22 protein-coding genes are annotated in these 25,074 nt (G+C 64.7%); 12 read left to right on the forward strand and 10 right to left on the reverse strand.

The annotated features are described in order from the left end of the window. Positions 1-12: 12 nt before the first annotated feature. Together K408_RS0119640 and K408_RS0119645 are read right to left on the reverse strand one after the other, a co-directional pair. Positions 13-1,749 carry a bifunctional protein-serine/threonine kinase/phosphatase gene (locus K408_RS0119640; protein WP_035698272.1) on the reverse strand — a complete coding sequence of 579 codons (1,737 nt, stop codon included), beginning with the start codon at positions 1,747-1,749 and terminating at the stop codon, positions 13-15. A gap of 60 nt (positions 1,750-1,809) precedes the next feature. After that, positions 1,810-2,649, reverse strand: a complete 840-nt coding sequence (locus K408_RS0119645; protein ID WP_024340109.1) for a formate/nitrite transporter family protein — start codon at positions 2,647-2,649, stop codon at positions 1,810-1,812. A gap of 674 nt (positions 2,650-3,323) precedes the next feature. On the opposite strand from K408_RS0119645, the gene K408_RS0119655 reads away from it, so the two are divergent. From K408_RS0119655 to K408_RS0119700, 9 genes are all read left to right on the forward strand, one after another. Next, the gene (locus K408_RS0119655; RefSeq protein ID WP_024340108.1) at positions 3,324-4,643 is read left to right on the forward strand and encodes a CmpA/NrtA family ABC transporter substrate-binding protein; all 1,320 of its coding nucleotides are present in this window, start codon (positions 3,324-3,326) and stop codon (positions 4,641-4,643) included. Between the two features lie 61 nt (positions 4,644-4,704). Beyond that, positions 4,705-5,601: a nitrate ABC transporter permease gene (gene ntrB / locus K408_RS0119660; RefSeq protein WP_024340107.1), complete on the forward strand. Its 897-nt coding sequence runs from the start codon at positions 4,705-4,707 to the stop codon at positions 5,599-5,601. Between the two features lie 13 nt (positions 5,602-5,614). After that, positions 5,615-6,409 (forward strand): ABC transporter ATP-binding protein, encoded by a 795-nt coding sequence (locus tag K408_RS0119665; protein WP_024340106.1) that lies wholly within the window; start codon positions 5,615-5,617, stop codon positions 6,407-6,409. A 241-nt stretch (positions 6,410-6,650) separates the two neighbouring features. After that, a complete protein-coding gene (locus tag K408_RS0119670; protein ID WP_024340105.1) occupies positions 6,651-7,079 on the forward strand; it encodes a globin family protein in 429 nt (142 codons plus the stop codon). Between the two features lie 10 nt (positions 7,080-7,089). After that, positions 7,090-8,307: an NAD(P)/FAD-dependent oxidoreductase gene (locus tag K408_RS38260; protein ID WP_024340104.1), complete on the forward strand. Its 1,218-nt coding sequence runs from the start codon at positions 7,090-7,092 to the stop codon at positions 8,305-8,307. A 1-nt stretch (position 8,308) separates the two neighbouring features. Continuing rightward, positions 8,309-11,014, forward strand: coding sequence for a nitrate reductase (locus K408_RS0119680; protein ID WP_024340103.1), 2,706 nt, complete (start codon positions 8,309-8,311; stop codon positions 11,012-11,014). Between the two features lie 336 nt (positions 11,015-11,350). Beyond that, positions 11,351-12,190 carry an aldo/keto reductase gene (locus tag K408_RS0119690; protein ID WP_024340102.1) on the forward strand — a complete coding sequence of 280 codons (840 nt, stop codon included), beginning with the start codon at positions 11,351-11,353 and terminating at the stop codon, positions 12,188-12,190. Positions 12,191-12,378: 188 nt separating this feature from the next. Next, on the forward strand, positions 12,379-13,320 hold the full coding sequence (locus K408_RS0119695; protein ID WP_024340101.1) for a DMT family transporter: 942 nt from the start codon (positions 12,379-12,381) through the stop codon (positions 13,318-13,320). 60 nt (positions 13,321-13,380) lie between these two features. Continuing rightward, positions 13,381-14,460 (forward strand): zinc-binding dehydrogenase, encoded by a 1,080-nt coding sequence (locus K408_RS0119700; protein ID WP_024340100.1) that lies wholly within the window; start codon positions 13,381-13,383, stop codon positions 14,458-14,460. 56 nt (positions 14,461-14,516) lie between these two features. Here the strand turns inward: K408_RS0119700 and ppk2 are convergent, their stop codons facing one another. Both ppk2 and K408_RS0119710 read right to left on the reverse strand, forming a co-directional pair. Then, the gene (gene ppk2, locus K408_RS0119705; RefSeq protein WP_024340099.1) at positions 14,517-15,437 is read right to left on the reverse strand and encodes a polyphosphate kinase 2; all 921 of its coding nucleotides are present in this window, start codon (positions 15,435-15,437) and stop codon (positions 14,517-14,519) included. A gap of 87 nt (positions 15,438-15,524) precedes the next feature. Beyond that, complete coding sequence (locus tag K408_RS0119710; protein WP_024340098.1) at positions 15,525-15,986, reverse strand: Lrp/AsnC family transcriptional regulator; 462 nt, start codon at positions 15,984-15,986, stop codon at positions 15,525-15,527. A 133-nt stretch (positions 15,987-16,119) separates the two neighbouring features. Between K408_RS0119710 and K408_RS0119715 the strand changes: the two genes are divergently transcribed. Next, positions 16,120-18,483, forward strand: a complete 2,364-nt coding sequence (locus tag K408_RS0119715) for a thiamine pyrophosphate-binding protein (RefSeq protein ID WP_024340097.1) — start codon at positions 16,120-16,122, stop codon at positions 18,481-18,483. Positions 18,484-18,732: 249 nt separating this feature from the next. Continuing rightward, positions 18,733-20,163: an aldehyde dehydrogenase family protein gene (locus K408_RS0119720; RefSeq protein ID WP_024340096.1), complete on the forward strand. Its 1,431-nt coding sequence runs from the start codon at positions 18,733-18,735 to the stop codon at positions 20,161-20,163. A gap of 195 nt (positions 20,164-20,358) precedes the next feature. On the opposite strand, the gene K408_RS0119725 is transcribed toward K408_RS0119720, so the two are convergent. Continuing rightward, entirely contained in the window at positions 20,359-21,327 is a 969-nt protein-coding gene (locus tag K408_RS0119725) for an SMP-30/gluconolactonase/LRE family protein (protein WP_024340095.1), read from the reverse strand. Positions 21,328-21,418: 91 nt separating this feature from the next. On the opposite strand from K408_RS0119725, the gene K408_RS0119730 reads away from it, so the two are divergent. Beyond that, positions 21,419-22,243, forward strand: coding sequence for an NAD-dependent epimerase/dehydratase family protein (locus K408_RS0119730; RefSeq protein ID WP_024340094.1), 825 nt, complete (start codon positions 21,419-21,421; stop codon positions 22,241-22,243). Positions 22,244-22,249: 6 nt separating this feature from the next. Here K408_RS0119730 and K408_RS0119735 read toward each other — a convergent pair whose 3' ends face one another. From K408_RS0119735 to K408_RS0119755, 5 genes are read right to left on the reverse strand one after another with little or no spacing between them, the layout of a single operon-like run. Then, positions 22,250-22,660, reverse strand: a complete 411-nt coding sequence (locus K408_RS0119735) for a cupin domain-containing protein (RefSeq protein ID WP_024340093.1) — start codon at positions 22,658-22,660, stop codon at positions 22,250-22,252. A 44-nt stretch (positions 22,661-22,704) separates the two neighbouring features. Next, a complete protein-coding gene (locus tag K408_RS0119740; protein WP_024340092.1) occupies positions 22,705-23,157 on the reverse strand; it encodes a carboxymuconolactone decarboxylase family protein in 453 nt (150 codons plus the stop codon). Next, on the reverse strand, positions 23,150-23,596 hold the full coding sequence (locus tag K408_RS0119745; protein WP_024340091.1) for a cupin domain-containing protein: 447 nt from the start codon (positions 23,594-23,596) through the stop codon (positions 23,150-23,152). The genes K408_RS0119740 and K408_RS0119745 overlap by 8 nt, the downstream gene beginning before the upstream one ends. 49 nt (positions 23,597-23,645) lie before the next feature. Beyond that, on the reverse strand, positions 23,646-24,176 hold the full coding sequence (locus tag K408_RS38270) for a YkgB family protein (RefSeq protein WP_024340090.1): 531 nt from the start codon (positions 24,174-24,176) through the stop codon (positions 23,646-23,648). Positions 24,177-24,206: 30 nt separating this feature from the next. Continuing rightward, positions 24,207-25,019 (reverse strand): SDR family NAD(P)-dependent oxidoreductase, encoded by an 813-nt coding sequence (locus K408_RS0119755; RefSeq protein WP_024340089.1) that lies wholly within the window; start codon positions 25,017-25,019, stop codon positions 24,207-24,209. Between the last annotated feature and the right edge of the window lie 55 nt (positions 25,020-25,074).

The following is a 25,074-nucleotide window of genomic DNA, read 5'->3' on the forward strand; positions in this document are numbered from 1 at the left end:
GAGCTCGCGTTCCTAGCCTGAGTGCAGCAGCGCCAGCAGCACGATGACCGCGCAGGCGAGCGCCGCCGACGTCACCTTCCAGAACATCAACGGGTTGCGCTCCAACAGGGGCGTGATCCGCGTGTCGAGATAGGCTGGATTGGGCGTGCGAAGCTCGTGGACGAATTCGGACAGGTCCTCGTGCCGCTTGTAGGGATCGGGATGGAGCGCGCGTTTGAGCGCGCCATCGACCCAAGCCGGCACATTGCGGTCGTCGTCCGCCGGGCGATACTGGAGCCTGCGCACGTCCGCCTTGCGCCGGATCCTGGCAACCTGTGTGCCATAAGGCAGCTTTCCCGTCAGCATCTGGTAGCAGATCACGGCCAGCGAAAACATGTCGGAGCGCGGTGAGCCGCCCTGTCCCAGAAAATACTCCGGCGCGGTATACTGAACCGTTCCCAGGATTTCGTCGGCTTCCTCGCAAGGCGCGGCCTCCGCGACGCCGGCAACCCTGACCGAACCGAAGTCGATGATCTTGGCGGTGCCGGTCTTGTCGATCAGGATGTTGTCGGGCCTGAGGTCCTGGTGCAGCATCTCCATGCGGTGGAAGGCGCGCAGGCCCGCCGCGATCTGCTCGATGAGGCGGCGGACGGTTTCGAGATCGGGGCGCGGATTGTCGGTCATCCATTGCTTCAGGGTCTGCCCCTCGACGAATTCGGTCGCGACGTACAGGTAGCTGCGACGCTTCGATCGCGACAGCGGCTTCAATACGTTGGGACTGTCGATCCGGCGCGCGATCCATTCCTCCATCAAGAAGCGTTTGAGATAGAGGGCGTTGTCGCGCAGGTCGATCGACGGCAGCTTGAGCGCGACCGGCTCGTCGGTCTCCACATCGACGGCGAGATAGATGTGGCTGCGGCTGCTGCCGTGGATTTCCCTGACGATCCTGTAGCCATCGAAGATCGCCCGCGGCTCCGGCAGCGGAGGCAGCGGAAGCTGCGAGTTCTGGCTGAGAATATCCGCCGGCTCACGCTGGGGTACCGCATCGACGCGCAGGACCTGCACCGTGATGTTGTCGTCGCTGCCGCGCCGGTAGGCTTCCTCGACGATGGTCCTGGCCGCGGCGCCGAGATCGCCTGCATGTTCGTTGATCGCGCTCGTGACGAAGCGGGCATCGACGAACTCATACGCGCCGTCCGTTGCCAGCAGGAAGGTGTCGCCGGCCTGGACCTCGACGGTCTGATAGTCGATCTCGAGCTGCGGATTGATGCCGAGCGCGCGGCCGAGATAGGTCTGCTCCGACGACACGATGATGCGGTGATCGTCGGTCAGCTGCTCCAGCGCCTTGCCGGCGACGCGGTAGATGCGGCAGTCGCCGACATGGAAGATGTGTGCGGTGGTCGCCTTGATGACGATGGCGCTGAGGGTGCAGACATAGCCCTTGTCGCGGTCATAGGCGTATTGGCTCTTGCGCGTCTGCGCGTGCAGCCAGGAATTGGTCGCGTCGAGCACGCGGCGGGCGGAGGTCTTCACCGTCCATGACTCTGACGTGCAGTAATAGTCCATCAGGAAGCTCTTGACCGCCGACTCGCTGGCGATCTGGCTCACCGTGCTGGAGGAGATGCCGTCAGCGAGGACGGCCGCGATGCCCTTCAGGCTGAGCAGCGGCTCCTCCGGAATGAGGACGCCGTGAAAGTCCTGGTTGACGGGCTTGCGACCCTTGTCGGAGTGCTGGCCGACTGAAATCAGGAGTCCGCGGGTCATCGTCATCACCGGCAAGGAGGAGCCTCACCCTGCTCGGGCGAGGCTCCGCTGTCGAGACGGTTTTGATCAGGCCGCGACGCGCGGCCGAGTGGCCTTGCCGGCCTGGCGCTTCGGCAGGGTCATGACATGCGTCGCGTAGAGCGTCATGCCGGTGAAGGCGAGGCCGCCGACGAGGTTGCCGAGCACGGTCGGGATCTCGTTCCAGATCAGATAGTCCATGATCGAGAACTTCGCGCCGAGCAACAGGCCCGACGGGAACAAGAACATGTTCACGACGGAATGCTCGAACACCATGTAGAAGAACACCAGGATCGGCATCCACATCGCGATGACCTTGCCGGGCACGGAGGTCGAGATCATGGCGCCGACCACGCCCGTCGAGACCATCCAGTTGCAGAGCATGCCGCGCATGAACAGCGTTGCCATGCCTGCCACGCCGTGCGCGGCATAGCCGAGGGTCCGGCCCTCGCCGATATTGCCGATGGCCGCACCGACCTTGTCGGGTGCCTGCGTGAAGCCGAACGTCGTGACGAAGGCCATCATGAAGGCCACGGTGAAGGCGCCGGCGAAGTTGCCGACGAAGACGAGGCCCCAATTGCGCAGCACGCCGCCGAAGGTGACGCCCGGGCGCTTGTCGATCAGCGCGAGCGGCGAGAGCACGAACACGCCCGTGAGCAGATCGAAACCCAGCAGGTAGAGCATGACGAAGCCGACCGGAAAAAGCAGCGCGCCGATCAGCGGCTGGCCGGTATTGACGGTGATCGTGACGGCGAACCACGCCGCCAGCGCGAGGATGGCGCCGGCCATGTAGGCGCGGATGATGGTATCCCGGGTGGACATGAAGATCTTGGACTCGCCCGCATCCACCATCTTGGTGACGAATTCCGAAGGCGCGAGATACGACATCAATGGTTCCTTTTGCTTCGCAAGTAAGATCGGCACTCTCTTGGAGAGCGCAGCTGAACGTCGTCGGTCGTGCGGGCTCGCCTGCCGCGCACGAGGACCATGGAGAGTGAGGAAGCCTTCGGAATCGCGTCACGAGGACCAAAGCCGGGGAGCTGCGATGCAGCTCAGCTTCCGGATGCAGCCGCCAGAGGCTGCAACAATGCGGCAAGCCGCTGTCTTCGTTGACGTTCACGAGGTTGCAAATCGCGTGCCGGAGTTGCACGTCCCGATTACTTAGCAACTTCAATTGGATATCACCTTGTCGAGACTGTAGCTGCTGTCGCGACGGCCTCTCGATTAAGCGTTTGCATAAGGATTGTGCGCCGCACAAGTAATATGCAGATCGCAAATTTCGCGAGCGGACGCTTGGGTCGGCGGCTTCACTGCGTTTGGCCAGAGTGCTGATTTTCCGAGATTTTTCGCCGCGTCGCGCTTGGCATGAAGCTTGAATAGTTCCAACCCGACGCCATTGAAGCCGTCCCGCGAGATTTCTCATCCGATTGCTGACGCCACCAGACGGGGGTCCTCCCTGTCCGTGCGTTCGCATGCGCCGAACACGGCGCCAACGGAAGGACGGGCTGCTCGCGCGCACAGCCGCAAATCATTCCGCAAAGACGCAAAGGACGACATCGCCTATGACCAAGCGCACCCGCCGGCCCTCGGAAACCACTGGCCTCAGCCGCCGTCAATTGTTGAAGGCCACCGGCTCGACCGCCGCACTTCTCGCTGCTGCAAAGCTGAGCTTCCCTGCCGGCGCTTTCGCGCAGGACGCAGGCCCTGAGGTCAAGGGCGCCAAGCTCGGCTTCATCGCGCTCACGGACGCCACGCCGCTGTTCGTCGCCAAGGAAAAGGGCTTCTTCGCCAAGTATGGAATGCCCGATGTCGAGGTGCAGAAGCAGGCCTCCTGGGGCACCACGCGCGACAACCTCGTGCTGGGCTCGGAAGGCAATGGCATCGACGGCGCGCACATCCTCACCCCGATGCCGTATCTGATCTCGGCCGGCAAGGTGACGCAGAACAACCAGCCGACGCCGATGTACATTCTGGCGCGCCTCAACCTGAACGGTCAGTGCATTTCGGTCGCCAAGGAATACGCCGATCTCAAGATCGGTGTGGATACCGCGCCCTTCAGGCCGGCACTCGAGAAGAAGAAGTCGTCAGGCAAGGCGGTGAAGGCGGCGATGACCTTTCCTGGCGGCACACATGACCTTTGGATTCGCTATTGGCTCGCCGCTGGCGGCATTGATCCGGACAAGGATATCGAAACCATCGTGGTTCCGCCGGCACAGATGGTGGCCAATATGAAGGTTGGCACCATGGACTGCTTCTGCGTTTGCGAGCCCTGGAATCTGCAGCTGATCCATCAGAACATCGGCTACACCGCGATCACCACCGGTGAGCTCTGGGACAAGCATCCCGAAAAGTCGTTCGGCATGCGCGCGGCCTGGGTCGACAAATACCCGAAGGCAGCGAAGGCGCTGCTGATGGCGGTGATGGAGGCCCAGCAATGGGCCGAGAAGATGGAAAACCGCGAGGAAGCCGCGGTGATCTGCGCCAAGCGCCAGTGGATCAATTGCCCGGTCGATGACATCACCGACCGCATGAAGGGCAAGTTCGACTACGGCACAGGCCGCGTCGTCGACAATTCGCCGCAGCAGATGCGCTTCTGGAAGGACCATGCCTCCTATCCGTTCCAGAGCCATGATCTCTGGTTCATGACGGAGGACATCCGCTGGGGCAAGTACGACGCCGGCTTCGATAGCAAGGCGCTGATTGCCAAGGTCAACCGCGAGGACCTCTGGAAGGACGCGGCCAAGACCCTCGGCGTCGCGGCTGCCGACATTCCGACCTCCACCTCGCGCGGAAAGGAGACCTTCTTCGATGGCAAGGTGTTCGATCCGGAGAATCCCGCCGCCTATCTGAAGTCCCTCGCGATCAAGCGCGTCGAAGTCTGATGGAGCCAGCGGCCGCCCTCGCGCGGCCGCATCGTCCCTGCGCAGCCGGAGAGAGATAGCGATGAACATGACTGCCACGAAGATCGAGGTCGAGACCGCGACGCCCGCCGCAACCGCAGCGCCGGTCGTCGCGTTGATGCCCAAGCGTCCCCCGCGCACTGAAGCCTACGCGCGCATGGTACGGGAGACGGCCGTGCGGGTGATCCCCCCGCTTGTCGTCATCGCGCTTCTGACGCTGATATGGGAGCTGGTCTGCCGCCGCGCGGGCTCGGCGCTGCCGCCGCCGTCGAAGGTGTTCAAGGATACCAAGGAACTGATCCTCGACCCGTTCTTCGACAATGGAGGCATCGACAAGGGTCTGTTCTGGCATCTCTCCGCCAGCCTCCAGCGCGTCGCCTTCGGCTATTCGCTCTCGGCGATCGCCGGCATCGCGCTCGGCGTGCTGGTGGGACAGTCGGTCTGGGCGATGCGCGGGCTCGATCCGCTGTTCCAGGTGCTGCGCACGATTCCGCCGTTGGCCTGGCTGCCGCTCTCGCTCGCGGCGTTCCGCGACGGCCAACCCTCCGCGATCTTCGTCATCTTCATCACCTCGATCTGGCCGATCATCATCAACACCGCGGTCGGCATCCGCAACATCCCGCAGGACTATCGCAACGTCGCCGCGGTCGTGCAGCTCAATCCGCTCGAGTTCTTCGCAAAGATCATGATTCCGGCGGCGGCGCCCTACATCTTCACCGGCCTTCGCATCGGTATCGGCCTGTCCTGGCTCGCGATCGTCGCAGCGGAAATGCTGATCGGCGGCGTCGGCATCGGCTTCTTCATATGGGACGCCTGGAATTCCTCGCATATCAGCGAGATCATCCTGGCGCTGTTCTATGTCGGCATCATCGGCTTCGTGCTGGACCGCCTGATCGCGGGCCTCGGCAAGGTCGTCACCCGCGGCACCGCGCAGAACTGAGAGGAGAGGGCACATGACCGCCTATCTGAAGCTCGACCATATCGACAAGGTCTTCACCCGCGGTGCCGCCACCACGGAGGTGCTGAAGGACATCAACCTCACCATCGAGGAAGGCGAATACGTCTCGATCATCGGTCATTCCGGCTGCGGCAAGTCGACCCTGCTCAACATCATAGCAGGGCTGACCCGCGCCACCACCGGAGGCGTGCTGCTGGAGAATCGCGAGGTGAACTCACCGGGGCCCGATCGCGCCGTGGTGTTCCAGAACCACAGCCTGCTGCCCTGGCTGACCGTCTACGAGAATGTGAAGCTCGGCGTCGACAAGGTCTTCGCCAAGACCAAGTCCCGCGCCGAGCGCGACGCCTGGGTGATGCACAATCTCAGCCTCGTGCAGATGGCCCACGCCAGGGACAAGCGTCCTTCCGAGATCTCCGGCGGCATGAAGCAGCGCGTCGGTATCGCGCGGGCTCTGGCGATGGAGCCGAAGGTGCTGCTGCTGGACGAGCCGTTCGGCGCGCTCGACGCGCTGACCCGTGCCCACCTGCAGGACTCCGTGATGGCCCTGCATCAGAAGCTCGGCAACACCATCCTGATGATCACCCACGACGTGGACGAGGCGGTGCTGCTGTCCGACCGGATCGTGATGATGACGAACGGGCCCAGCGCGCGCATCGGCGAGGTGCTGGACGTGCCGCTGGCGCGGCCGCGCAAGCGGCTCGAGCTTGCGACCAACGCCGCCTATCTGAAATGCCGCCAGCGCGTACTCGAATTCCTCTACGAGCGGCATCGCTTCGTCGAGGCCGCGTAAAGCCGGCGCTATCGCGAGAGGCGTGCGCATCCCAACACGCCTCCCGGCTCGCGGGTGACCTGGTGCTTCCACCTGCGTCGCAGCCGGCAGGGTGCAGGCGCGCCAAGCCTCGCCCAGGACACTTGGCACGAAGGTCGCTTCTCCCCGTACGCGGGGAGGAATCTCTCTGATGACGTTTGACCCATGAACTTTTTCCGCAATGGCGCGGACGAAGGCAGACCGAAACAGACAGGAGAACATCATGACGCCCGAGCAAGTCACCCTCATCCAGCAGAGTTTCTCGAAGGTCGCGCCGATCTCGGAGCAGGCGGCGGTGCTGTTCTACGACCGGCTGTTCGAGGTGGCTCCGTCGGTGCGCGCGATGTTTCCTGAGGACATGACCGAGCAGCGCAAGAAGCTGATGGGCATGCTCGCAGCCGTGGTCGGCGGCCTGTCGAACCTGGAGTCGATTCTGCCAGCGGCTTCTGCGCTCGCCAAGCGCCACGTCGATTACGGCGCCAAGGCCGAGCACTACCCCGTTGTCGGTGCGACCCTGCTGTGGACCCTGGAGAAGGGCCTTGGCGAAGCCTGGACGCCCGAGCTCGCCAAAGCCTGGACCGACGCCTACGGCGTGCTGTCCGGCTACATGATTTCCGAGGCCTACGGCGCGCAAGCGCAGGCCGCCGAATAGGAGATGCTATGTGAGTGAGCCGCTGGTCATCGTCGGTAACGGTATGGCGGCCGCGCGTCTTGTCGACGAACTCGCCAAGACCGCCCTCGGCCGCTACGCGGTTGCCGTGATCGGCGAGGAGCCGCGGCTCGCTTACAACCGCGTGCTGCTCTCCTCCGTGCTGGCCGGCGAGACCGGCTCGCACGAGATCGAACTGCGTCCGGCGGAGTGGTGGCGAAATCGCGGTGTCACCGTGCGCTACGGCTATCGCGTTACCGAGGTCGATCTCGGTCGGCGCGAGCTTAAGATCGCGGGCGAGGAGAGCATGGAATATTCCAAGCTTGTGCTTGCCACCGGCTCGACGCCGCTGCGGCTCAACGTGCCGGGCGCCGATCTCGCCGGCGTGCACACTTTTCGCGATACGCGCGACGTCGACCTGCTGCTGACGCTGGCTGCGGCCAGGAAGCGCGTGGTCGTGGTTGGCGGCGGCCTGCTCGGGCTCGAAGCCGCCTATGGCCTTGCCAAGGCCGGCGCGCCCGTGACACTGCTGCATCTGATGGACCGGCTGATGGAGCGCCAGCTCGATGGACCCGCAGCCGACCTGCTCAAGACCCTGGTCGAGCGCAAGGGCATCCGCATCCTGCTCAATGCCTCCACCGCTGGCATCCACGGCGATGGTCGCGTCGAGGCGATCGAGCTCGCCGACGGCAGCCGCATCGAGGCCGACGCGGTGATCTTCGCTGCTGGGATCAAGCCAAATGTCGCGCTGGCGAAAGAGGCGGGGATCGCGGTCAATCGCGGCGTCGTCGTCAACGACGTGATGCGGACCTCCTCGTCCGATGTCTTCGCGCTCGGCGAATGCGCCGAGCATCGCGGCATCTGCTATGGCCTGGTCGAACCGGCCTATGAACAGGCGCGCGTGCTGGCGCGCCATCTGGCCGGCCGCCCCGCCGCCTATGAGGGCAGCGTGATCTCGACCAACCTCAAGGTCTCCGGCGTGAGCCTGTTCTCCGCCGGCGACTTCATGGGCGGGGAGGGCAGCGAAAGCCTCGTGCTGTCGGACCGCAGCCGCGGCACCTACAAGAAGCTGGTCATCGCGGACGGTCGGCTCACCGGCGCGGTGCTGATCGGCGATACCGCCGACGCGCTCTGGTATCTCGAACTGATACGTAATCGCGACAAGGTCGCGGCGATCCGCACCGGCATGATGTTCGGCCGCGCGCTGGCGTTGCCGTCGAAGGCGGCTTGAGATGACGGCGATCAATCCGAACCTCCGCACCATCAGGACGACCTGTCCTTATTGCGGAGTCGGCTGCGGCGTGCTGGCGACACCCGACGGCAAGGGTGGTGCGGCAATCGCTGGTGACCCTGAGCATCCCGCCAATTTCGGCCGGCTGTGCTCCAAGGGCTCCGCGCTCGGCGAGACTATCGATCTGCAAGGCCGCTTGCTCTACCCGATGATCCGCTGCAAGGGCGTGCTGGAGCGCGTCGCCTGGAGCGACGCGCTCGATCACGTTGCTCATCGCATGCAGCACATCGTGGCGCGCGACGGCGCGGACGCGGTCGGATTCTATCTCTCCGGTCAGCTCCTCACTGAGGACTATTACGTCGCCAACAAGCTGATGAAGGGGTTTGTCGGCACGGCGAATGTCGATACCAATTCCCGGCTCTGCATGTCCTCTTCAGTTGCGGGCCATCGCCGCGCCTTCGGCGCCGACACCGTGCCCGGCTGCTACGAGGATCTCGACCAGGCCGATCTGCTCGTCTTCGTCGGCTCGAATGCGGCCTGGTGCCATCCCGTCCTGTTCCAGCGCATGCTGAAGAACCGGCAGGAGCGTGGCGCGCGCATGATCGTGATCGACCCGCGCCGCACCGACACCGCCGGCGATGTCGACCTGTTCCTCGGCCTCAAGCCCGGCACCGACACGGCGCTGTTCTCGGGCCTGTTCGTCCATCTCGCCGATTGCGGCGCGCTCGATCGGGCTTACATCGCGCAGAACACCAGCGGATACGACGACGCGCTGGCGCGTGCGCGCAACATCGCCGGCAGCGTCACGGCGACGGCGCTCGCCACGGGCCTGTCGGAGCAGGACGTCGCCGCCTTCTTCAAGATGTTCCGTGACACCGAGAAGGTCGTCACGCTCTACTCGCAAGGGGTCAACCAGTCAGCGCAGGGCACCGACAAGGTCAATTCGATCCTGAACTGCCATCTTGCGACGGGACGCATCGGCAAGCCCGGTGCCTCGCCATTCTCGCTTACCGGACAGCCCAACGCGATGGGCGGCCGCGAGGTCGGCGGCCTCGCCAACATGCTCGCCGCCCATATGGGCTTCACGCCGCCCGACATCGATCGTGTCAGGCGGTTCTGGAAAGCGCCGCGTATCGCCACGCATGAGGGCTTGAAGGCGGTGCAGCTGTTCGAGGCCATCAACCGCGGCGAGGTCAAGGCACTGTGGGTGATGGGCACCAACCCCGCGGTGTCGTTGCCTGACGCCGACATGGCTCGCGATGCGCTGAAGAAGCTCGAGCTCTTCGTGGTCTCCGAGAACGTGCTCTGCAACGACACGGTCGCGGCCGGCCCGCATGTGCTGTTGCCGGCGCTGGCCTGGGGCGAGAAGTCGGGCACGGTGACCAACTCCGAGCGCCGCATCTCGCGCCAGCGCGCGTTCCTGCCGGCGCCGGGCGAGGCGCGCCCCGACTGGTGGATCCTGAGCGAGACCGCAAGGCGCCTCGGCTTCGGCGACAGTTTCAACTACAAGTCCGCCGCCGACATTTTCCGCGAGCATGCAGCGCTCTCGGCGTTCGAGAACAACGGAAATCGCGACTTCGACATCGGCGCGCTGACCTCGCTCTCGGACGAGGCCTTCGATGCCCTGCAGCCCGTGCAGTGGCCGGTGCGGGGCGGCGGCGACCCCGTCGAGCGCTTCTTCGCGCAAGGCGGCTTCTTCACCAACGACGGCAGGGGCCGGTTCGTCGCGCCCGAGGTGCCGGCGCTGCGCGGAGAGACCGGTCCGTCGCGGCCGCTCAGGCTCAACACCGGGCGGATTCGCGACCAATGGCACACCATGACGCGTACGGGTCTCAGCCCGCGGCTCGGCGCGCACCTGCCCGAGCCGTTCGTCGAGATCAATCCGGACGACGCTGGAAAATACGGCATCGCCCATGACGGCTATGCCCGCATCACCACCGATTACGGCCAGTGCATCCTGAAGGCCGTGGTCAGCGAACGGCAGCAGCGCGGCACGCTGTTCGTGCCGATCCACTGGAGCGCGATGAACGCCTCGCACGGCCGCGTCGGTGCGCTGGTGCACTCCTTCACCGATCCGTTCTCGGGCCAGCCGGAATCGAAGGCGACGCCGGCTGCAATCGCGCCTTATGAATTTGTCTTCCGCGGCTTCGCGTTGTCGCGCAAGCAGCTCGAACTTCCCTCGAACCTGTTGTGGACGCGCGTCACGGTCTCCGGCGGTTTCGGCTATCTCTTCGCGGACAACGGCGATCTGTCGCGGTGGCCCGCCTGGGTCGGGACCGTTGCGGGCGAGGATGTCGCCGAATACCGCGACATCGGCGGCGGCGTCTATCGTGCCGCCTCATTCGCTGGTGACCGCATCGAGACCTGCCTGTTCGTCGGACCTGCGCACGATGCCGGCGACTGGGAAGTGGTGAAGGGCGCGTTTGCGGCCGATCACGTCACCGACGAGCAACGCCGCATGCTGCTGTCAGGCAAGTCCAGCGAAGGCGCCGCCTCGACCGGCCCGATCGTCTGCGCCTGCTTCGGCGTCGGCCGCGGCACCATCTGCGACGCCATCGTTGCCGGCGCATGCACGGCCGCCGAGATTGGCGCGAAACTCAAGGCCGGCACCAATTGCGGCTCCTGCATCCCCGAGCTGAAGCGGCTGATCGCGGCCACGGACGCGGCTCCGGCGAAAGAGACCAAGCTCGCAAACGTGGCAGGTTAGAGGCTGGCTCTTTCCATCGTCATTGCGAGCGCAGCGAAGCAATCCGGAATCGTTCCGCAGCTATGGTCTGGATTGCTTCGCTGCGCTCGCAATGACGGCGTGGATGCGCTGTGCGAAGGCCACGATGTCGTGCTCCGGACGCAGCAGCATCCCTTTCGGCGATGCTCTGCAGAGCGGTTGCCCATATCGCACCGAGTTGCGCGGCGTCCGGGACTCGAGGAGATCGGCTGCAAGCCGGGCTCCGGGCCCAATCGACGCGTCCGTGATTGTGCCCTATGCTGCCGGCCGCTCTCTTCAAGTGGGCGAGGGGGCACTCTGACCCGCCGTGGAGCAGACATGAACACCAATCCCTTCGGCAAGACCGGCGTCAACGTGTCCGTCATCGGGCAGGGCACCTGGTACCTCGACCACGGTGACCGCAAGCGCGCGATCGCGGCGCTTCAGCGCGGGCTCGATCTCGGCATGACCCATATCGACACCGCCGAGATGTATGGCGATGCCGAACTGGTCATTGCCGATGCCATCGCCGGCCGGCGCGACGAGGTGTTCCTCGTTTCAAAGGTGCTGCCGAGCAATGCCTCGCGCCGCGGGACCATCGCCGCCTGCGAGCGCTCGCTGAAGCGGCTCAGGACCGACCGGCTCGACTGCTATCTCTTGCACTGGCGCGGCTCCTATCCACTGGAGGACACCGTTGCTGCATTCGAGGAACTGGTGAAATCAGGTAAGATCAAATCCTGGGGCGTCTCCAATTTCGACGCGGACGATCTCGACGAAATTCTTGACGTTGCGGGCGAAGGCCGGATCGCGTGCAACCAGGTGCTCTATCATCTCAAGGAGCGCGCGATTGAGCATGCCGTGATCCCGTGGTGCGAGCGGCACGGCGTTGCCGTCGTTTCCTACTCGCCGTTCGGTCATGATGATTTCCCCGCAAGCAGCAGCAAGGGCGGCGCCGTTTTGGCCCGTATCGCGGAGGCGCGTCGTGCGACACCGCGTCAGATCGCGCTGGGCTTCCTCACCCGTGCGACTACGGTATTCGCGATCCCGAAGGCCTCGTCTGCGGAGCACGCCGCCGAGAATGCGGCAGCCGGCGATCTCGTGCTGACGAAAGACGAGATTGATGCGCTGGATGCTGCCTTTCCGCGCGGGCCGAAGCCGCGCGGCCTGCCCATGCTGTAGTGCACAAACCCGCATTATTAACGGAGCATTGACGCGCGCGGCGGCGCGCGCATATCGGCATCCTGTTTTCGGAAGTTGTGAACGCGGCGCATTTGTCGTTTTTTACGACCGTTCTCGATTCGCATTTCGCCCGGGTTCCTGCCGTGACACCGCCGCCCGCCGCAGCCGCAAGGCTCGACACTATTCCCATGCCCGTTCCGGAGAAGAAGCAGGAGACTCGCCGCGCGCCTGCGCGCGTCGATCATCCGTTCAGAGGGATTGCACTGGTCCTGCTGTCGACGATATTCCTCGGCTGTTCCGACGTCACCGCGAAGTATCTGTCGACAAGCCTGCCGTCGATCGAGATCACCTGGATCCGCTTCCTCACCTTCACGCTGCTGTTCACGCCGGTGATGCTGCCGGCCACGCCGCTCTACGCGATGCGCACCAGGCGTCCCGGCCTACACGTCATGCGCGGGGCGGCGCTGCTCGGCTCCTCGCTGTTCTTCATCACGGGCCTCGGCTTCCTGCCGATCGCGGAAGCATCCGCCACCGGCTTCGTCGCGCCGCTGTTCGTCACCGCGCTCTCGATCGTCTTCCTCGGCGAGAAGGTCGGCATGCGCCGCTGGCTCGCGACCGCGCTCGGCCTCATCGGCGTGCTCATCATCCTGCGACCGGGCACCAGCGCGTTTCACCCAGCCGCATCCTTTCCATTGATCTCGGCGGCATGCTGGGCCGGCACCCTGATCCTCACGCGCATGATGAGCGGGCGGGAAGCCGTCGTCACCACCATGGCCTATTCGTCGCTGACGGGCCTCGTGATCCTGACGGCGCTGGTGCCCTTCGTCTGGGTGACGCCGTCGTGGACCGCGATCGCGCTCGGCATCTTCATCGGCGTGGCCTCCACGGCGGGCCAGTGGATCGTCGTGCTGGCCTATCGTTACGGCGATGCGTCGGTGCTGGCACCGTTTTCCTACACGCAGCTGCTCTGGGTCAGCATTCTCGGCTACTTCATCTTCGGCGAAGTGCCCGACGTCTTCACCATCACCGGCGCGGCCTTCATCGTCGCCAGCGGCCTCTACATCGCCCATCGCGAGCGTGTTCGCCGCGCCCAGCTCCTGGTGCTGGAAGAGCGTTCTCCGAACGCCTGACGCAAGTTGGCGGGTTGCGTCTCGTGCTATCAACCGCTCCAATGACAAGGGAGGAGCCGGATGCGGGCCGCGATTTTCAGGAACGGAGAGATCGTCGTCGACCGGATGGCCGAGCCGAAGCCCGGCAACGGCCAGGTGCTGGTCAAGACGCTCGCCTGCGGCATCTGCGGCTCCGACCTGCACGCCCGCCAGCACGCCCATCGCATGGTCGACATGGCGCGGAAGGTCGGCCGCAAGCCGATGGACCTCAGCCGCGACGTCGTGTTCGGCCACGAGTTCTGCTGCGAGATCGTCGGCTACGGTCCCGGCTCCGAACGCAGGCTCAAGCCCGGGACCCGCGTATGCTCGCTGCCGGCGCTGGTGACGCCGGAAGGCATCCAGGGCATCGGCTATTCCAACGACAACGCCGGCGGCTATGCCGAAGCGATGCTGCTGAGCGAAGCGCTGCTGCTTGAAGTGCCGAACGGCCTTGCGCCCGAACATGCCGCGCTCACCGAGCCGCTGGCGGTCGGCGTCCACGCGGTCGCGAAAGCCGATATCAGCGGAGGCGAGGTGCCGCTCGTGATCGGCTGCGGTCCGGTCGGCCTCGCGGTGATCGCCGCGCTGAAGCTGAGGGGTCTGCATCCGATCGTTGCCGCCGACTATTCGCCGGCCCGGCGCGCGCTCGCGGCGAAGCTGGGCGCGGACGTCGTGGTCGATCCCCGGGTCTCGCAGCCCTATGCGACCTGGGCCGAGCATGCGCAGATGTCGGAGGCGGAGAAGGCAGCACGATCGCCGTTCCGGGCCATGCTGCCGGCGCTGAAGCCGGCGATCATCTTCGAGTGCGTCGGCGTGCCCGGGCTGCTGCAGCAGGTGTTCGAAGGCGCGCCGCGGGACGCGCGCATCGTCGTGGTCGGCGTCTGCATGGAAACCGACAAGAGCGAGCCCATGCTCGGCATCATGAAGGAGCTCAATGTCCAGTACGTGCTGGGTTATACGCCGGAGGAGTTCGCCGCCTCGCTCCGCCTGATCGCGGAAGGGCAGGTGGACGCCGCGGCGATGGTGACGGCCGAGGTTGGCCTCGACGGCGTCGCCAAGGCGTTCGCGGACCTCGCCAATCCCGAGATGCACACCAAGATCATCGTGCAGCCGTGGCGGTGACGGCCGCGCAGGGTGGGCAAAGCGGTACGCGCCTTTGCCCACCCTGCGGGACACCGTCAGTATTTCGCCGGCACGTACATCTCCGGCGGGACCGGGCCTCGCTGGTAGTCGGGGTTGCGCACGCGCGCCGGCAGCGTCACCGGAGCCCGCGCGACCTCCTGGTACGGGATCTGCGTCAAGAGATGTGCGATGCAGTTGAGCCGGGCGCGCTTCTTGTCCACGGCATCGACGATCCACCATGGGCTATCCGGGAGATGCGTGTGCTCGAGCATCGTCTCCTTGGCCTTGGTGTACGCCTCCCAGCGCCTGCGGGACTCGACGTCCATCGGGCTCAGCTTCCACTGCTTCAAGGGATCCTTGATCCGCATGGTGAAGCGGAATTGCTGTTCGTCGTCGGTGATCGAGAACCAGTACTTGACCAGGATGATGCCGGAGCGGATCAGCATGCGCTCGAATTCCGGCACTGACTTGAAGAACTCCTGATATTCGTCCTCCGAGCAGAAGCCCATCACGCGCTCGACGCCGGCGCGGTTGTACCAGCTACGGTCGAACAGCACGATCTCGCCGCCGGCCGGCAGGTGCGCGACGTAGCGCTGGAAATACCATTGCGTGCGCTCGCGCTCGTTCGGCGCCGGAAGCGCCGCGACGCGGCAGATGCGCGGATTGAGGCGCTGGGTGATGCGCTTGATCACGCCGCCCTTGCCGGCGGCGTCGCGGCCCTCGAACAGCACCACGACCTTCTTCTTCTCGCTCTGTACCCAGTCCTGGAGCTTGATCAGCTCGCCCTGGAGGCGAAGCAGCTCCCGGAAATAAAGTCTGCGATCGATTGTCGGACCGGGCATGCCGGTCTCGTCCAGAAGCTCGTCGAACCTCGTATCATCCAGCTCCATCTCCAGTTCCTCGTCGAGATCATCGGCCATTTCCCGGATGATGCGCTCGCGCTTGGATATCTCGGATTTTCGATCGGATGCGGTCATGGTCCTTCTCTCGGTTCGGATACCAGTCACAACGACCATCGGCGGGGTTTGTTGCGACCATGTGACATGCGATCCCGCTGAAGCAGGTCACACTGGCAGCGCGATCGAATACTTCACCTGGCTTAGCGCAAAGCTCGACTCGATCGAGGCGATGCCGTCGAGCCGCGTCAGCTTGGTCTTGAGGAACGTCTCGTAGGAGGCGAGGTCGGCGGCGACGACGCGCAGCAGATAGTCGCGGTTGCCCGTCATCAGATAGCACTCGAGCACCTCGTCCCATTTCGAGATCGCGCGGGCGAAGCGGTTGAGGTCCTCCTCCTTCTGCCGCGCCAGCTTGATCGAGATGAAAACGCTGACATGCAGCCCCAGCGCCTTCTGGTCCACGGTCGCCACGTAACGCGAGATGACGCCGCGCTCCTCGAGCAGCTTGACCCGGCGATGGCAGGGCGAAACGGAAAGACCGACCTTCTCGGCCAGCTCCTGCATGGTCATGCGGCTGTCGTTCTGAAGATAGCTGAGGATCTTGCGGTCAATGGCGTCGAGCTCGTGCATTGGAATAGAACCTGCTTTTCATGATCCGGCATGGCAAATTATCCCAATATTCGGAGATTTGGCGCCGGAAATTGAGAAGTTTGCGGCGGCGCTCGGGCGTATGATCGGTTGCTTATCTTGCCGGAGCATCGCCATGCCCGTTGACCCCGCTCGCCTCGAAATCCTGACCGCCCTCAGCCGCAAGGCGCTGTGGCTGTCGTCCTGGACCATCCACCACGCCAACCACATCCGCGCCAATGCGGACGGCCTCAAGGTCGGCGGCCACCAGGCTTCCTCCGCCTCGCTCGCGACCATCATGTCCGCGCTATACTTCCACGTGCTGCGCCCCGAGGACCGCGTCGCGGTGAAGCCGCATGCGAGCCCGGTGTTCCACGCCATCCAGTATCTGTTCGGCCGGCAGAGCCGCGAGAAGCTGGAGAATTTCCGCGGCTTCAAGGGCGCGCAGTCCTATCCCTCGCGCACCAAGGACGTCGATGACGTCGATTTCTCCACCGGCTCGGTCGGCCTCGGCGTCGCGCAGACGCTGTTCTCCTCGCTGGTGCAGGATTACGTCAAGGCACACGGCTGGATGAAGGACCGCCGCGAGGGGCGGATGATCGCCCTGGTGGGCGATGCCGAGATGGATGAGGGCAACATCTTCGAGGCGTTGGCGGAGGGCTGGAAGCACGGCCTGCGCAACACCTGGTGGGTGGTCGACTACAACAGGCAGTCGCTCGATGCCGTCGTTCGCGAGGGACTCTGGGAAAAATTCGAGAACATGTTCCGCAATTTCGGCTGGGACGTGGTGATCGTGAAATACGGCCGCCTGATGCGCGAGGCCTTCGCCGAGCCCGGCGGCGAAGCCTTGAAGCGCTGGATCGACAACTGCCCGAACGCGCTCTATGCGGCGCTGTGCTTCCAGGGCGGCGCGGCCTTCCGCAAGCATCTGCACGACGAGATCGGCGACCAGGGTCCGATCACGAAGCTGATCGACAAGCGGAGCGACGAGGAGCTGCTCGCGCTGATGTCGAATCTCGGCGGCCACGACATGGCGAGCATGCTCGAGGCGTTCGATTCCATCGATCACGACCGCCCGGTCTGCTTCATCGCGTACACCATCAAGGGCGTCGGCCTGCCGTTCCAGGGCCACAAGGACAACCACGCCGGCCTGATGACGGTCGCGCAGATGGAGAAATATCGCGAGAGCCAGAACATCCGGCCCGGGCATGAATGGGACAAGTTCGAGGGGCTGGCGCAGGAGGCGGCCGAGCTGGAAGCGTTCCTCGCGCGGGTGCCGTTCAACCAGGACGGCCGCCGCCTGAGCGCGCCCGTCGTCGAGGTGCCCCAGCAATTGGCCTTCAAGCCTTCGGCGCAGATGTCGACGCAGCAGGGCTTTGGCCTCGTGCTGAACGAGATCGCGCGCAGCGACAGCGAACTGGCCAGGCGCATCGTCACGACCTCGCCCGACGTCACCGTCTCGACCAATCTCGGCCCCTGGGTCAACCGCCGCGGGCTGTTCGCGCGCGCCGAGAAGGCGGACTTATTCCGCAGCGAGAAAATTCCCTCGACCTACAACTGGGACGCCTCGCCCAAGGGCCAGCACCTCGAGCTGGGCATTGCCGAGATGAACCTGTTCATCATGCTCTCGGCGCTGGGTCTGTCGCACCAGATCAATGGCGAGCGGCTGCTGCCGGTCGGCACGCTCTACGATCCCTTCATCGAGCGCGGCCTCGATGCCCTGAACTATTCCTGCTACCAGGATGCCCGCTTCATGGTGGCGGCGACGCCCTCGGGCGTCACGCTTGCCCCGGAGGGCGGCGCGCACCAATCGATCGCCACGCCGTTGATCGGCATGGCACAGGACGGGCTCGCCTCGTTCGAGCCGGCTTTCGTCGACGAGCTTGCCGCGATCATGGCGTTCGGCTTCGAGCACATGCAGCGCGATCCGGGCGAGGGCGGTTCGGTCTATTTGCGGCTCTCGACGCGCAGCATCGAGCAGCCGCAACGCATCATGACGCCGGAGCTGAGGCAGGGCATCACCGACGGCGCTTACTGGCTGCGCAAGCCGGGACCGAATGCCGAGGTCGTGATCGCCTATACCGGCGCGGTCGCGCCGGAGGCGATCGAGGCCACAGGCTTCATCGGCGAGAGCCGCCGCGACGCGGGCCTGCTCGCGATCACCTCGGCCGATCGCCTGCATGCGGGTTGGACCGCCGCACGGAAATTGCGGCGGGATCGCCGCGGCGTGCAGCATCTCAGCCACATCGAAAGGCTGCTGGCGCCGTTGCCGCGTGACTGCGGCATCGTGAGCGTGATCGACGGCCACCCTGCGGCGCTCGGCTGGCTCGGCAGCGTCCGCGGCCACCGCGTCGAGGCCCTCGGCGTCGAGCAGTTCGGCCAGACCGGCAGCATTGCGGACCTGTATCGGCACTACGGCATCGACGCCAACGCCATCATTGATGCGGCCGAAAGCCTCACCACTGGTGCGCCGGTGCTGCACCGGAAGATGGCGGTGTAGTCGGGGTGACTCCGCTGTCATTCCGGGGCGGCTCGGAGAGCCGAACCCGGAATCTCGAGATTCCGGGTTCGATGCTTCGCATCGCGCCGTAATGACAGCGGGGCCACCTTGCCACGTTCCCGCCATCGGCTCATATAACCTCCGTCCGCCGCAACGCTGGCCCCGCATATGGCGGGTTCAACTGCCGGCGCTTTCGTGCAAGGATACCTGCCGAAACGCCCCCTCCAAGCCCCCAAGAAGAGGTTAACGATGGTCAATCGCATGCAATTCTACATCGACGGCGCCTGGGTTGATCCGGTCGTCAAGAAGTCCACCGCCGTGATCAATCCGGCGACGGAAGAGGCGATGTACGAGGTTGCGCTGGGCTCCAAGGCCGACGTGGACAAGGCCGTCGCCGCCGCCAAGCGCGCGTTCGCAACGTTCTCCCAGACCAGCCGCGAGGACCGCGTCGCGCTGCTGTCGAAGATCATCGAGATCTACAAGGGCCGCCTCAAGGAGATCGGCGCCGCCGTGTCGGACGAGATGGGTGCGCCGCTGCCGATGGCGGAGAAGCTCCAGGCCGGCGCCGGCCTCGGCCATCTCATGACCACGCTCGACGTGCTCAAGAACTATCATTTCGAGGAGCCCGTCGGCACCGCCATGGTGCTGCGCGAGCCGATCGGCGTGGTCGGCATGATCACCCCCTGGAACTGGCCGCTGAACCAGATCGCCTGCAAGGTGGCGCCCGCGCTCGCCGCCGGCTGCACCATGATCCTGAAGCCCAGCGAGTTCACGCCGACCTCGGCGCTGATCTTCGCCGAAATCCTGCATGAAGCCGGTGTGCCGAAGGGCGTGTTCAACCTCGTCAACGGCCTCGGCCCCGAGGTCGGCGCCGCCATGAGCGAGCACCCCGACATCGACATGATCTCGTTCACCGGCTCGACCCGCGCCGGCATCGACGTGGCCAAGCGCGCTGCTCCCACCGTGAAGCGCGTCAGCCAGGAGCTCGGCGGCAAGTCGCCGAACGTCATCCTCGAAGGCGCCGACCTGCAGAAGGCGGTGACCGGCGGCGTGATGCACATGTTCAACAACTCGGGCCAGTCCTGCAACGCGCCCTCGCGCATGATCGTGCCGGCCTCGAAGATGAAGGAAGTCGCCGCGATCGCGAAGGCCGTCGCCGACAAGACCAAGGCCGGCGATCCGCGCGCCGAAGGCACCACCATCGGACCGGTCGTCAACCGCGGCCAGTGGGACAAGATCCAGGGCCTGATCAAGAAGGGTATTGACGAGGGCGCGACGCTTGTCGCCGGCGGCCCGGGCCTGCCCGAAGGCGTCAACAAGGGCTTCTATGTCCGCCCGACCATCTTCGCCGACGTCACGCCCGACATGACCATCGCGCGCGAGGAAATCTTCGGGCCGGTGCTCACCATCATCGGCGCCAAGGACGAGGCCGACGCTGTCAAGATCGCCAACGACACGCCCTATGGTCTCGCGGGCTATGTCTATGGTCCGTCGGTCGAGGACGCCAAGCGTGTCGGTCGCCAGATCCGCGCCGGCAACGTCAACCTCCAGGGCCAGCCCAACGACCGTACCGCGCCGTTCGGCGGCTACAAGCAGTCCGGCAACGGCCGCGAATGGGGCAAGTTCGGCCTCGAGGACTTCCTCGAAGTGAAGGCCGTCGCCGGCTTCAACGCCGCGTAAGCGTCATCACGTGAACGAACATGACGCCGGAGCGGGCAACCGCTCCGGCGTTTCGTCATTGCGAGCCATCGGGTCCGGACGAAGCCCGGCCCGATGACAGGCTCCGCGAAGCAATCCAGAATCTCTCAGCGGAGGCAGTCCGGAATGCTTTGTCGCAAGTGCTCCTCGCAATGACGGAGAAGAGCGCCGCGGCGCCTATCCCCCCAGCGCGCCCTGCGTGTTCACATAGAGCGCGTAGATCGACTGGCTTGCCGCCATGAACAGGCGGTTGCGCTTGAGCCCGCCGAAGCAGACGTTGGCGCAGCGCTCGGGCAGTGCGATGCGGCCGATCATGACGCCGTCGGGCGCGAACACCACGACACCGTCGAGCTCGGGATCGCCCATGCCCCAGCCGCACCAGAGATTGCCGTCGATGTCGCAGCGCATTCCGTCGGGCGTGCCTGGACCTGCGTCGATGTGAACGCGCTTGTTCGAGATCGCAGTGCCGTCGGCCGAGACGTCATAGGCGAGGATCTTGCGGTTCGGCACCCCGCGCGATTCCACGACGTACAGGATCTTCTCGTCCGGCGAGAAGCACAGGCCGTTCGGGCCGAGCACGCCCTCGGCGACGATGGTCGCCTTGCCACTTACGGGATCGAGCCGGTAGACATTCGCGTCGATCTCCGACTCCGCCTTGTAACCCTCGTAATTGCCGAGCAGGCCGAAGGTCGGATCGGTGAACCAGATCGAGCCGTCGGACTTCACCACGACATCGTTCGGCGAGTTCAGCCGCTTGCCGTCGAACGAGTCCATCAGCACGGTGATGCTGCCATCATATTCGGTGCGAACAACGCGTCGCCCGCCATGTTCGCAGGTGATGAGCCGTCCCTGGCGGTCGCGGGTGTTGCCATTGGCGAAATTCGAGGGCTTGCGGAACACGCTGACGGCGCCGGTCTCTTCCTCCCATTTGAGGATGCGCTGGTTCGGAATGTCGCTGCAGAGCAGATAACGCCCGTCGCCGAACCACACCGGACCTTCGGCCCAGCGCAGGCCGGTCGTCAGCCGCTCCACCGCAGAAAGCTTCAGCCAGTACTTTTCGAAGCGAGGATCGAGCGCTTCGATCGCAGGGTCAGGGTAATGGGTCGCCGGCCGCCAGCCCTCGTGATGGGACGATGCATCCTTCATGTGCGGTTCTCGTTGTTGCGTTCCCTCTGTCCAAGTCTGCTAGCATCAGATATCCATGGCCGCAAATCGGTTGCCACGGACGAGGTCAGACATGCCGCGCATCTTGATGACGGGAGCTTCGGGCGGAATCGGAACGCGACTGCGGCAGCTCTTGCCGCCGATCTATCCGGACCTGCTGCTCTCCGACATCACGCCGCCGGCGGATCTCGGCGCGAATGAGAGATTCAAGATGGCGGACCTTGCCGATCTCGCCCAGTGCGAGGCAATGTGCGAGGGCGTCGACGGCATTCTCCATTTCGGCGGCTATTCGGTCGAAGGCACCTGGGACCAGATTCACCAGGCCAACATCGTCGGTTGCTACAATCTGTTCGAGGCCGCCTATCGCAAGGGCGTCAAACGCGTCGTGTTCGCCTCGTCCAATCATGCCGTCGGCTTCTATCCGCGCCACCACAAGATCGGCACCGACGTCACCGCGCGGCCCGACAGTCGCTACGGCGTCAGCAAGGTGTTCGGCGAAGCCGTCGGCGCGCTCTACGCCGACAAGCATGGCCTGAAGGTCACTTGCCTGCGCATCGGCAATTTCGGCGACATGCCGCTCGACCAGCGTCGCCTCTCGATCTGGCTCAAGCCCGACGACCTCGTGCAGCTCTGCCGCATCGGGCTTGAGCATCCCGACATTCATTTCGAGGTCTTCTACGGCGCGTCCTTCAACGAGCGCGCCTGGTGGGACAATCACCGGGCCTACGAATTCGGCTATCGCCCGACCGGCCGCGCCGAAGATTTCTGCGAACACGCGATGGCCGAGCAGGCCAAGTTGAAGCCGGATCCCGTCGGCGATTATTTTCAGGGCGGCACGTTCTGCAGCATGGAGTTCGATGCCGACCCGAGTCGCGTGATCGACTGGAATAAGCGGTAGGATTGTTCACCGGCCGAGCGTCAACAGCGGCTTGCCGGTCTCGACAATGTAGGTCGCAAGCTCCGCGGCGTTGCCGCTGCCGACATTCTTCACCGCGTGATGCACTCCGTGAGGAATGAGCAGCACGTCTCCGGCCTTCAGGATCATCGGAGGCCTGCCGTCGAGCTGATATTCCAGCTCGCCTTCGATGAGATAGACGAGCTCTTCGCCCGGATGACTGTGCCGGACGGCGGCGACACCCGGAGGAAAATCGACGCGCACCTGGATGACCTCGCGCCCGGGTGCGCTCAGAGCTTCCTTCATGAGATGTGTGCGCTTGATGTCTCCCAGTCGTGGCTCCTCGGATCGTGCCGAGAGCGAAGCCAGGCTGGTTGCGGCGATCAGCGCCGCCGCAACCATGATCCTACGTTTCGTCATGTGAATGTCCTTCTTGAATTGTGAGGGGGTTGGTGGGGAGCGCATCAGCCGGCGGCAGCCGCCGGCGTTGCGCGAAAGCTGATGGCCATGCGGTTGTAGGCATTCATCAGGCTGATCGCGATCGTGAGGTCCACGAGCTCACGCTCTTCGAACGCGGCGCGTGCGGCCTGGTATGCCTCGTCGGGCACGCCGGTCTCGGCAACCCGTGTCACCGTCTCCGCCCAGGCCAGGGCAGCCCGTTCGCGTTCGTCGAAGAGATTGCCGGCCTCGCGCCATGCCTGCAGCAACGCGATCTTCTCGACCTTTTCTCCCTTCTTGAGCAGGTCGCGCGTGTGCATGTCGAGGCAGTAGGCGCAATTGTTGATCTGAGAGATCCGCAGATAGACCAGCTCGATCAGCGTGGCGGAAAGGCGGCTCTGCAGGAGGTAGCCGTAGACGCCACCGAGCGCCTTGATGCCTGCCGGCGCGATCTGGTTGTAGTCGAGACGCTTACTCATGTTTCTCTCCCTGATGCTGATTCTGCCGGACGGTACTGGTCAGATCCTTCTCGCTGCTGTCGACGACGAACACTGCGAGCAGGCTTGCGGGCTTGGACCGGCTCGCATTGCGGCTGACGGGATGACGGGAGCCCGGCGGCTCATAGAAGCTCTCGCCGGCGCGGTAGACCCGTCTGGGTCCGTCGTTCACCTGAGACTCGATTGCGCCTGACAGCACGTAGCCGAAGATGAAAGCCGACTTGGCATGGACGTGCGAAGGCGACGCTCCACCAGGTGCGTAGTTCACAACCAGGGCCACGACTGACTTGCCCGGGATATTGGGGATCGATTGCTCGAAATGCGGCGTGACCGTTTCGCCGATGCCATGGGCGGCGCTGGGCGTCGCACCCGCAATGGCAATGGCAGCGAAAGCCGCCCCGAAGATGAATGGCACTTTCATGGAGGTCTCCTGTTTCGGATTCGTGTCTGTTACGCTGCGGAGTGAGTTCTCACCTGCGGATGACGGCCTTCAGCGAGTCCGTGAACACCCAGAAGGAAGCGGCGAGCAGGCCGACGTCCTTGAGCAGGAACTGTCCCGGAGCGACCGTGATCGCGGGTGCCCCGAGCTCCGGCACGACGACGCCGGGCGTCGAGACCATGAAGCTCAGCGTCGTCACGAACAGTCCGGCCGACAGAAGGCCGCCGGCTGCGGAATAGGTCGGGCTCGACAGCCGGAGCGCGATCAGGAGCCCGATGCTCAGTTCGACGAAACCGAGAAAGGTCGAGAAGCCGCGGACCGAAAACAGCGTGTAGAACCATCGCAGCAGCGGGCTGTTCTCGACCAGGGGCACCAGCCCCTGCGCTTCGTAATCGGTGAATTTCATGCCGCCGAACCAGGCGTAGATGAGTGCGAGCGACGCGTAGAGACCGATCCGGCTGATGGGTTCGGCGTAGGCGAGCAGGCGTTCAGACTGTTCGCGCCAGCTGATCGTGCGCAGGGCGATGGATGAGGTGGACGAATGGCTGATGATGCGTGACATGGTGATCTCCGTTTGATGCTGGTTGTTCGCTCACGCATTCACGTGCGTGTGCAGGTTGTAGCGAGGGGCGGGAATGGCGCTCGAGAGCCTGTTCGTCATGGCAAGCCGCGCGCTCTCGTGGCGATCCCACTCCGACTTGTCGGCCAACGCCGGGATTGTCACGACTTCGCCTAGGTCGAGACCTGCGAGCGCGGCGTCGACCAGATCGTCGGCCGACATGACGATCTCTGCCGGGAGCTGGTGAACCGGCGTGCCCGCGACGTCCCAGAACTCCGTCGCAGTGGCGCCCGGCAGCACGGCTTGCACGCGGATGCCCTTGCCGGCGAGCTCGTGAACGAGTGACTGGGTGAATGCGAGCACGAAGGCTTTCGAGCCGCCGTAGACGCCGTTGAGCAGCTCCGGCGCGATCGCGACGATGGAAGCGATGTTGATGATCGTGCCATGGCGGCGCGCAACAAATCCGGGCACCGCTGCGTAGGTCAGGCGCGTCAGTGCACTGACGTTGAGACGGATCATGTCCTCCATCTTGTCGATGTCGGATTCGATCAGCGGGGCCGAGGCGCCGACGCCGGCGTTGTTGACCAGCACCGAGATGTCGCCGTTGGTTCCGACGAGTTGCTCGACGCGGCGCAGGCCGGCAGGGGATGTGAGATCGGCTTCCACCGTCTCCACCTTGCGGCCGCTTTCGTTGCTCAGCCTGCGCGCGAGCGATGCAAGCCGCTGCCTGTTGCGTGCAACGAGGATGAGGTCGTGGCCGCGCTTCGCCAGTCGGTCGGCGTAGATCGCGCCGATCCCGGTCGAAGCACCGGTGATGAGGGCAGTGCCTTTTCGGGGCTGGGTCATTTTCGTCTCTCCTTCGGTTTCGGTGCTGAGAGGAATAGGCACTTCCGGAAATGAT

Origin of the sequence: Bradyrhizobium sp. in8p8, assembly GCF_000426845.1 — a bacterium.
Classification (GTDB): domain Bacteria; phylum Pseudomonadota; class Alphaproteobacteria; order Rhizobiales; family Xanthobacteraceae; genus Bradyrhizobium; species Bradyrhizobium japonicum_C.

What these genes read in the sequence shown, in the direction of transcription:
- K408_RS0119645 (WP_024340109.1), bottom strand. Translation starts at nt 2,649, where the DNA reads ATGTCGTATCTCGCGCCTTCGGAATTCGTCACCAAGATGGTGGATGCG.
- K408_RS0119725 (WP_024340095.1), bottom strand. Translation starts at nt 21,327, where the DNA reads ATGAAGGATGCATCGTCCCATCACGAGGGCTGGCGGCCGGCGACCCAT.
- K408_RS0119655 (WP_024340108.1), top strand. Translation starts at nt 3,324, where the DNA reads ATGACCAAGCGCACCCGCCGGCCCTCGGAAACCACTGGCCTCAGCCGC.
- K408_RS0119720 (WP_024340096.1), top strand. Translation starts at nt 18,733, where the DNA reads ATGGTCAATCGCATGCAATTCTACATCGACGGCGCCTGGGTTGATCCG.
- ppk2 (WP_024340099.1), bottom strand. Translation starts at nt 15,437, where the DNA reads ATGACCGCATCCGATCGAAAATCCGAGATATCCAAGCGCGAGCGCATC.
- K408_RS0119640 (WP_035698272.1), bottom strand. Translation starts at nt 1,749, where the DNA reads ATGACGATGACCCGCGGACTCCTGATTTCAGTCGGCCAGCACTCCGAC.
- K408_RS0119700 (WP_024340100.1), top strand. Translation starts at nt 13,381, where the DNA reads ATGCGGGCCGCGATTTTCAGGAACGGAGAGATCGTCGTCGACCGGATG.
- K408_RS0119670 (WP_024340105.1), top strand. Translation starts at nt 6,651, where the DNA reads ATGACGCCCGAGCAAGTCACCCTCATCCAGCAGAGTTTCTCGAAGGTC.
- K408_RS0119665 (WP_024340106.1), top strand. Translation starts at nt 5,615, where the DNA reads ATGACCGCCTATCTGAAGCTCGACCATATCGACAAGGTCTTCACCCGC.
- K408_RS38270 (WP_024340090.1), bottom strand. Translation starts at nt 24,176, where the DNA reads ATGTCACGCATCATCAGCCATTCGTCCACCTCATCCATCGCCCTGCGC.
- K408_RS0119745 (WP_024340091.1), bottom strand. Translation starts at nt 23,596, where the DNA reads ATGAAAGTGCCATTCATCTTCGGGGCGGCTTTCGCTGCCATTGCCATT.
- ntrB (WP_024340107.1), top strand. Translation starts at nt 4,705, where the DNA reads ATGAACATGACTGCCACGAAGATCGAGGTCGAGACCGCGACGCCCGCC.
- K408_RS0119755 (WP_024340089.1), bottom strand. Translation starts at nt 25,019, where the DNA reads ATGACCCAGCCCCGAAAAGGCACTGCCCTCATCACCGGTGCTTCGACC.
- K408_RS0119690 (WP_024340102.1), top strand. Translation starts at nt 11,351, where the DNA reads ATGAACACCAATCCCTTCGGCAAGACCGGCGTCAACGTGTCCGTCATC.
- K408_RS0119695 (WP_024340101.1), top strand. Translation starts at nt 12,379, where the DNA reads ATGCCCGTTCCGGAGAAGAAGCAGGAGACTCGCCGCGCGCCTGCGCGC.
- K408_RS0119730 (WP_024340094.1), top strand. Translation starts at nt 21,419, where the DNA reads ATGCCGCGCATCTTGATGACGGGAGCTTCGGGCGGAATCGGAACGCGA.
- K408_RS0119710 (WP_024340098.1), bottom strand. Translation starts at nt 15,986, where the DNA reads ATGCACGAGCTCGACGCCATTGACCGCAAGATCCTCAGCTATCTTCAG.
- K408_RS0119680 (WP_024340103.1), top strand. Translation starts at nt 8,309, where the DNA reads ATGACGGCGATCAATCCGAACCTCCGCACCATCAGGACGACCTGTCCT.
- K408_RS0119740 (WP_024340092.1), bottom strand. Translation starts at nt 23,157, where the DNA reads ATGAGTAAGCGTCTCGACTACAACCAGATCGCGCCGGCAGGCATCAAG.
- K408_RS0119715 (WP_024340097.1), top strand. Translation starts at nt 16,120, where the DNA reads ATGCCCGTTGACCCCGCTCGCCTCGAAATCCTGACCGCCCTCAGCCGC.
- K408_RS0119735 (WP_024340093.1), bottom strand. Translation starts at nt 22,660, where the DNA reads ATGACGAAACGTAGGATCATGGTTGCGGCGGCGCTGATCGCCGCAACC.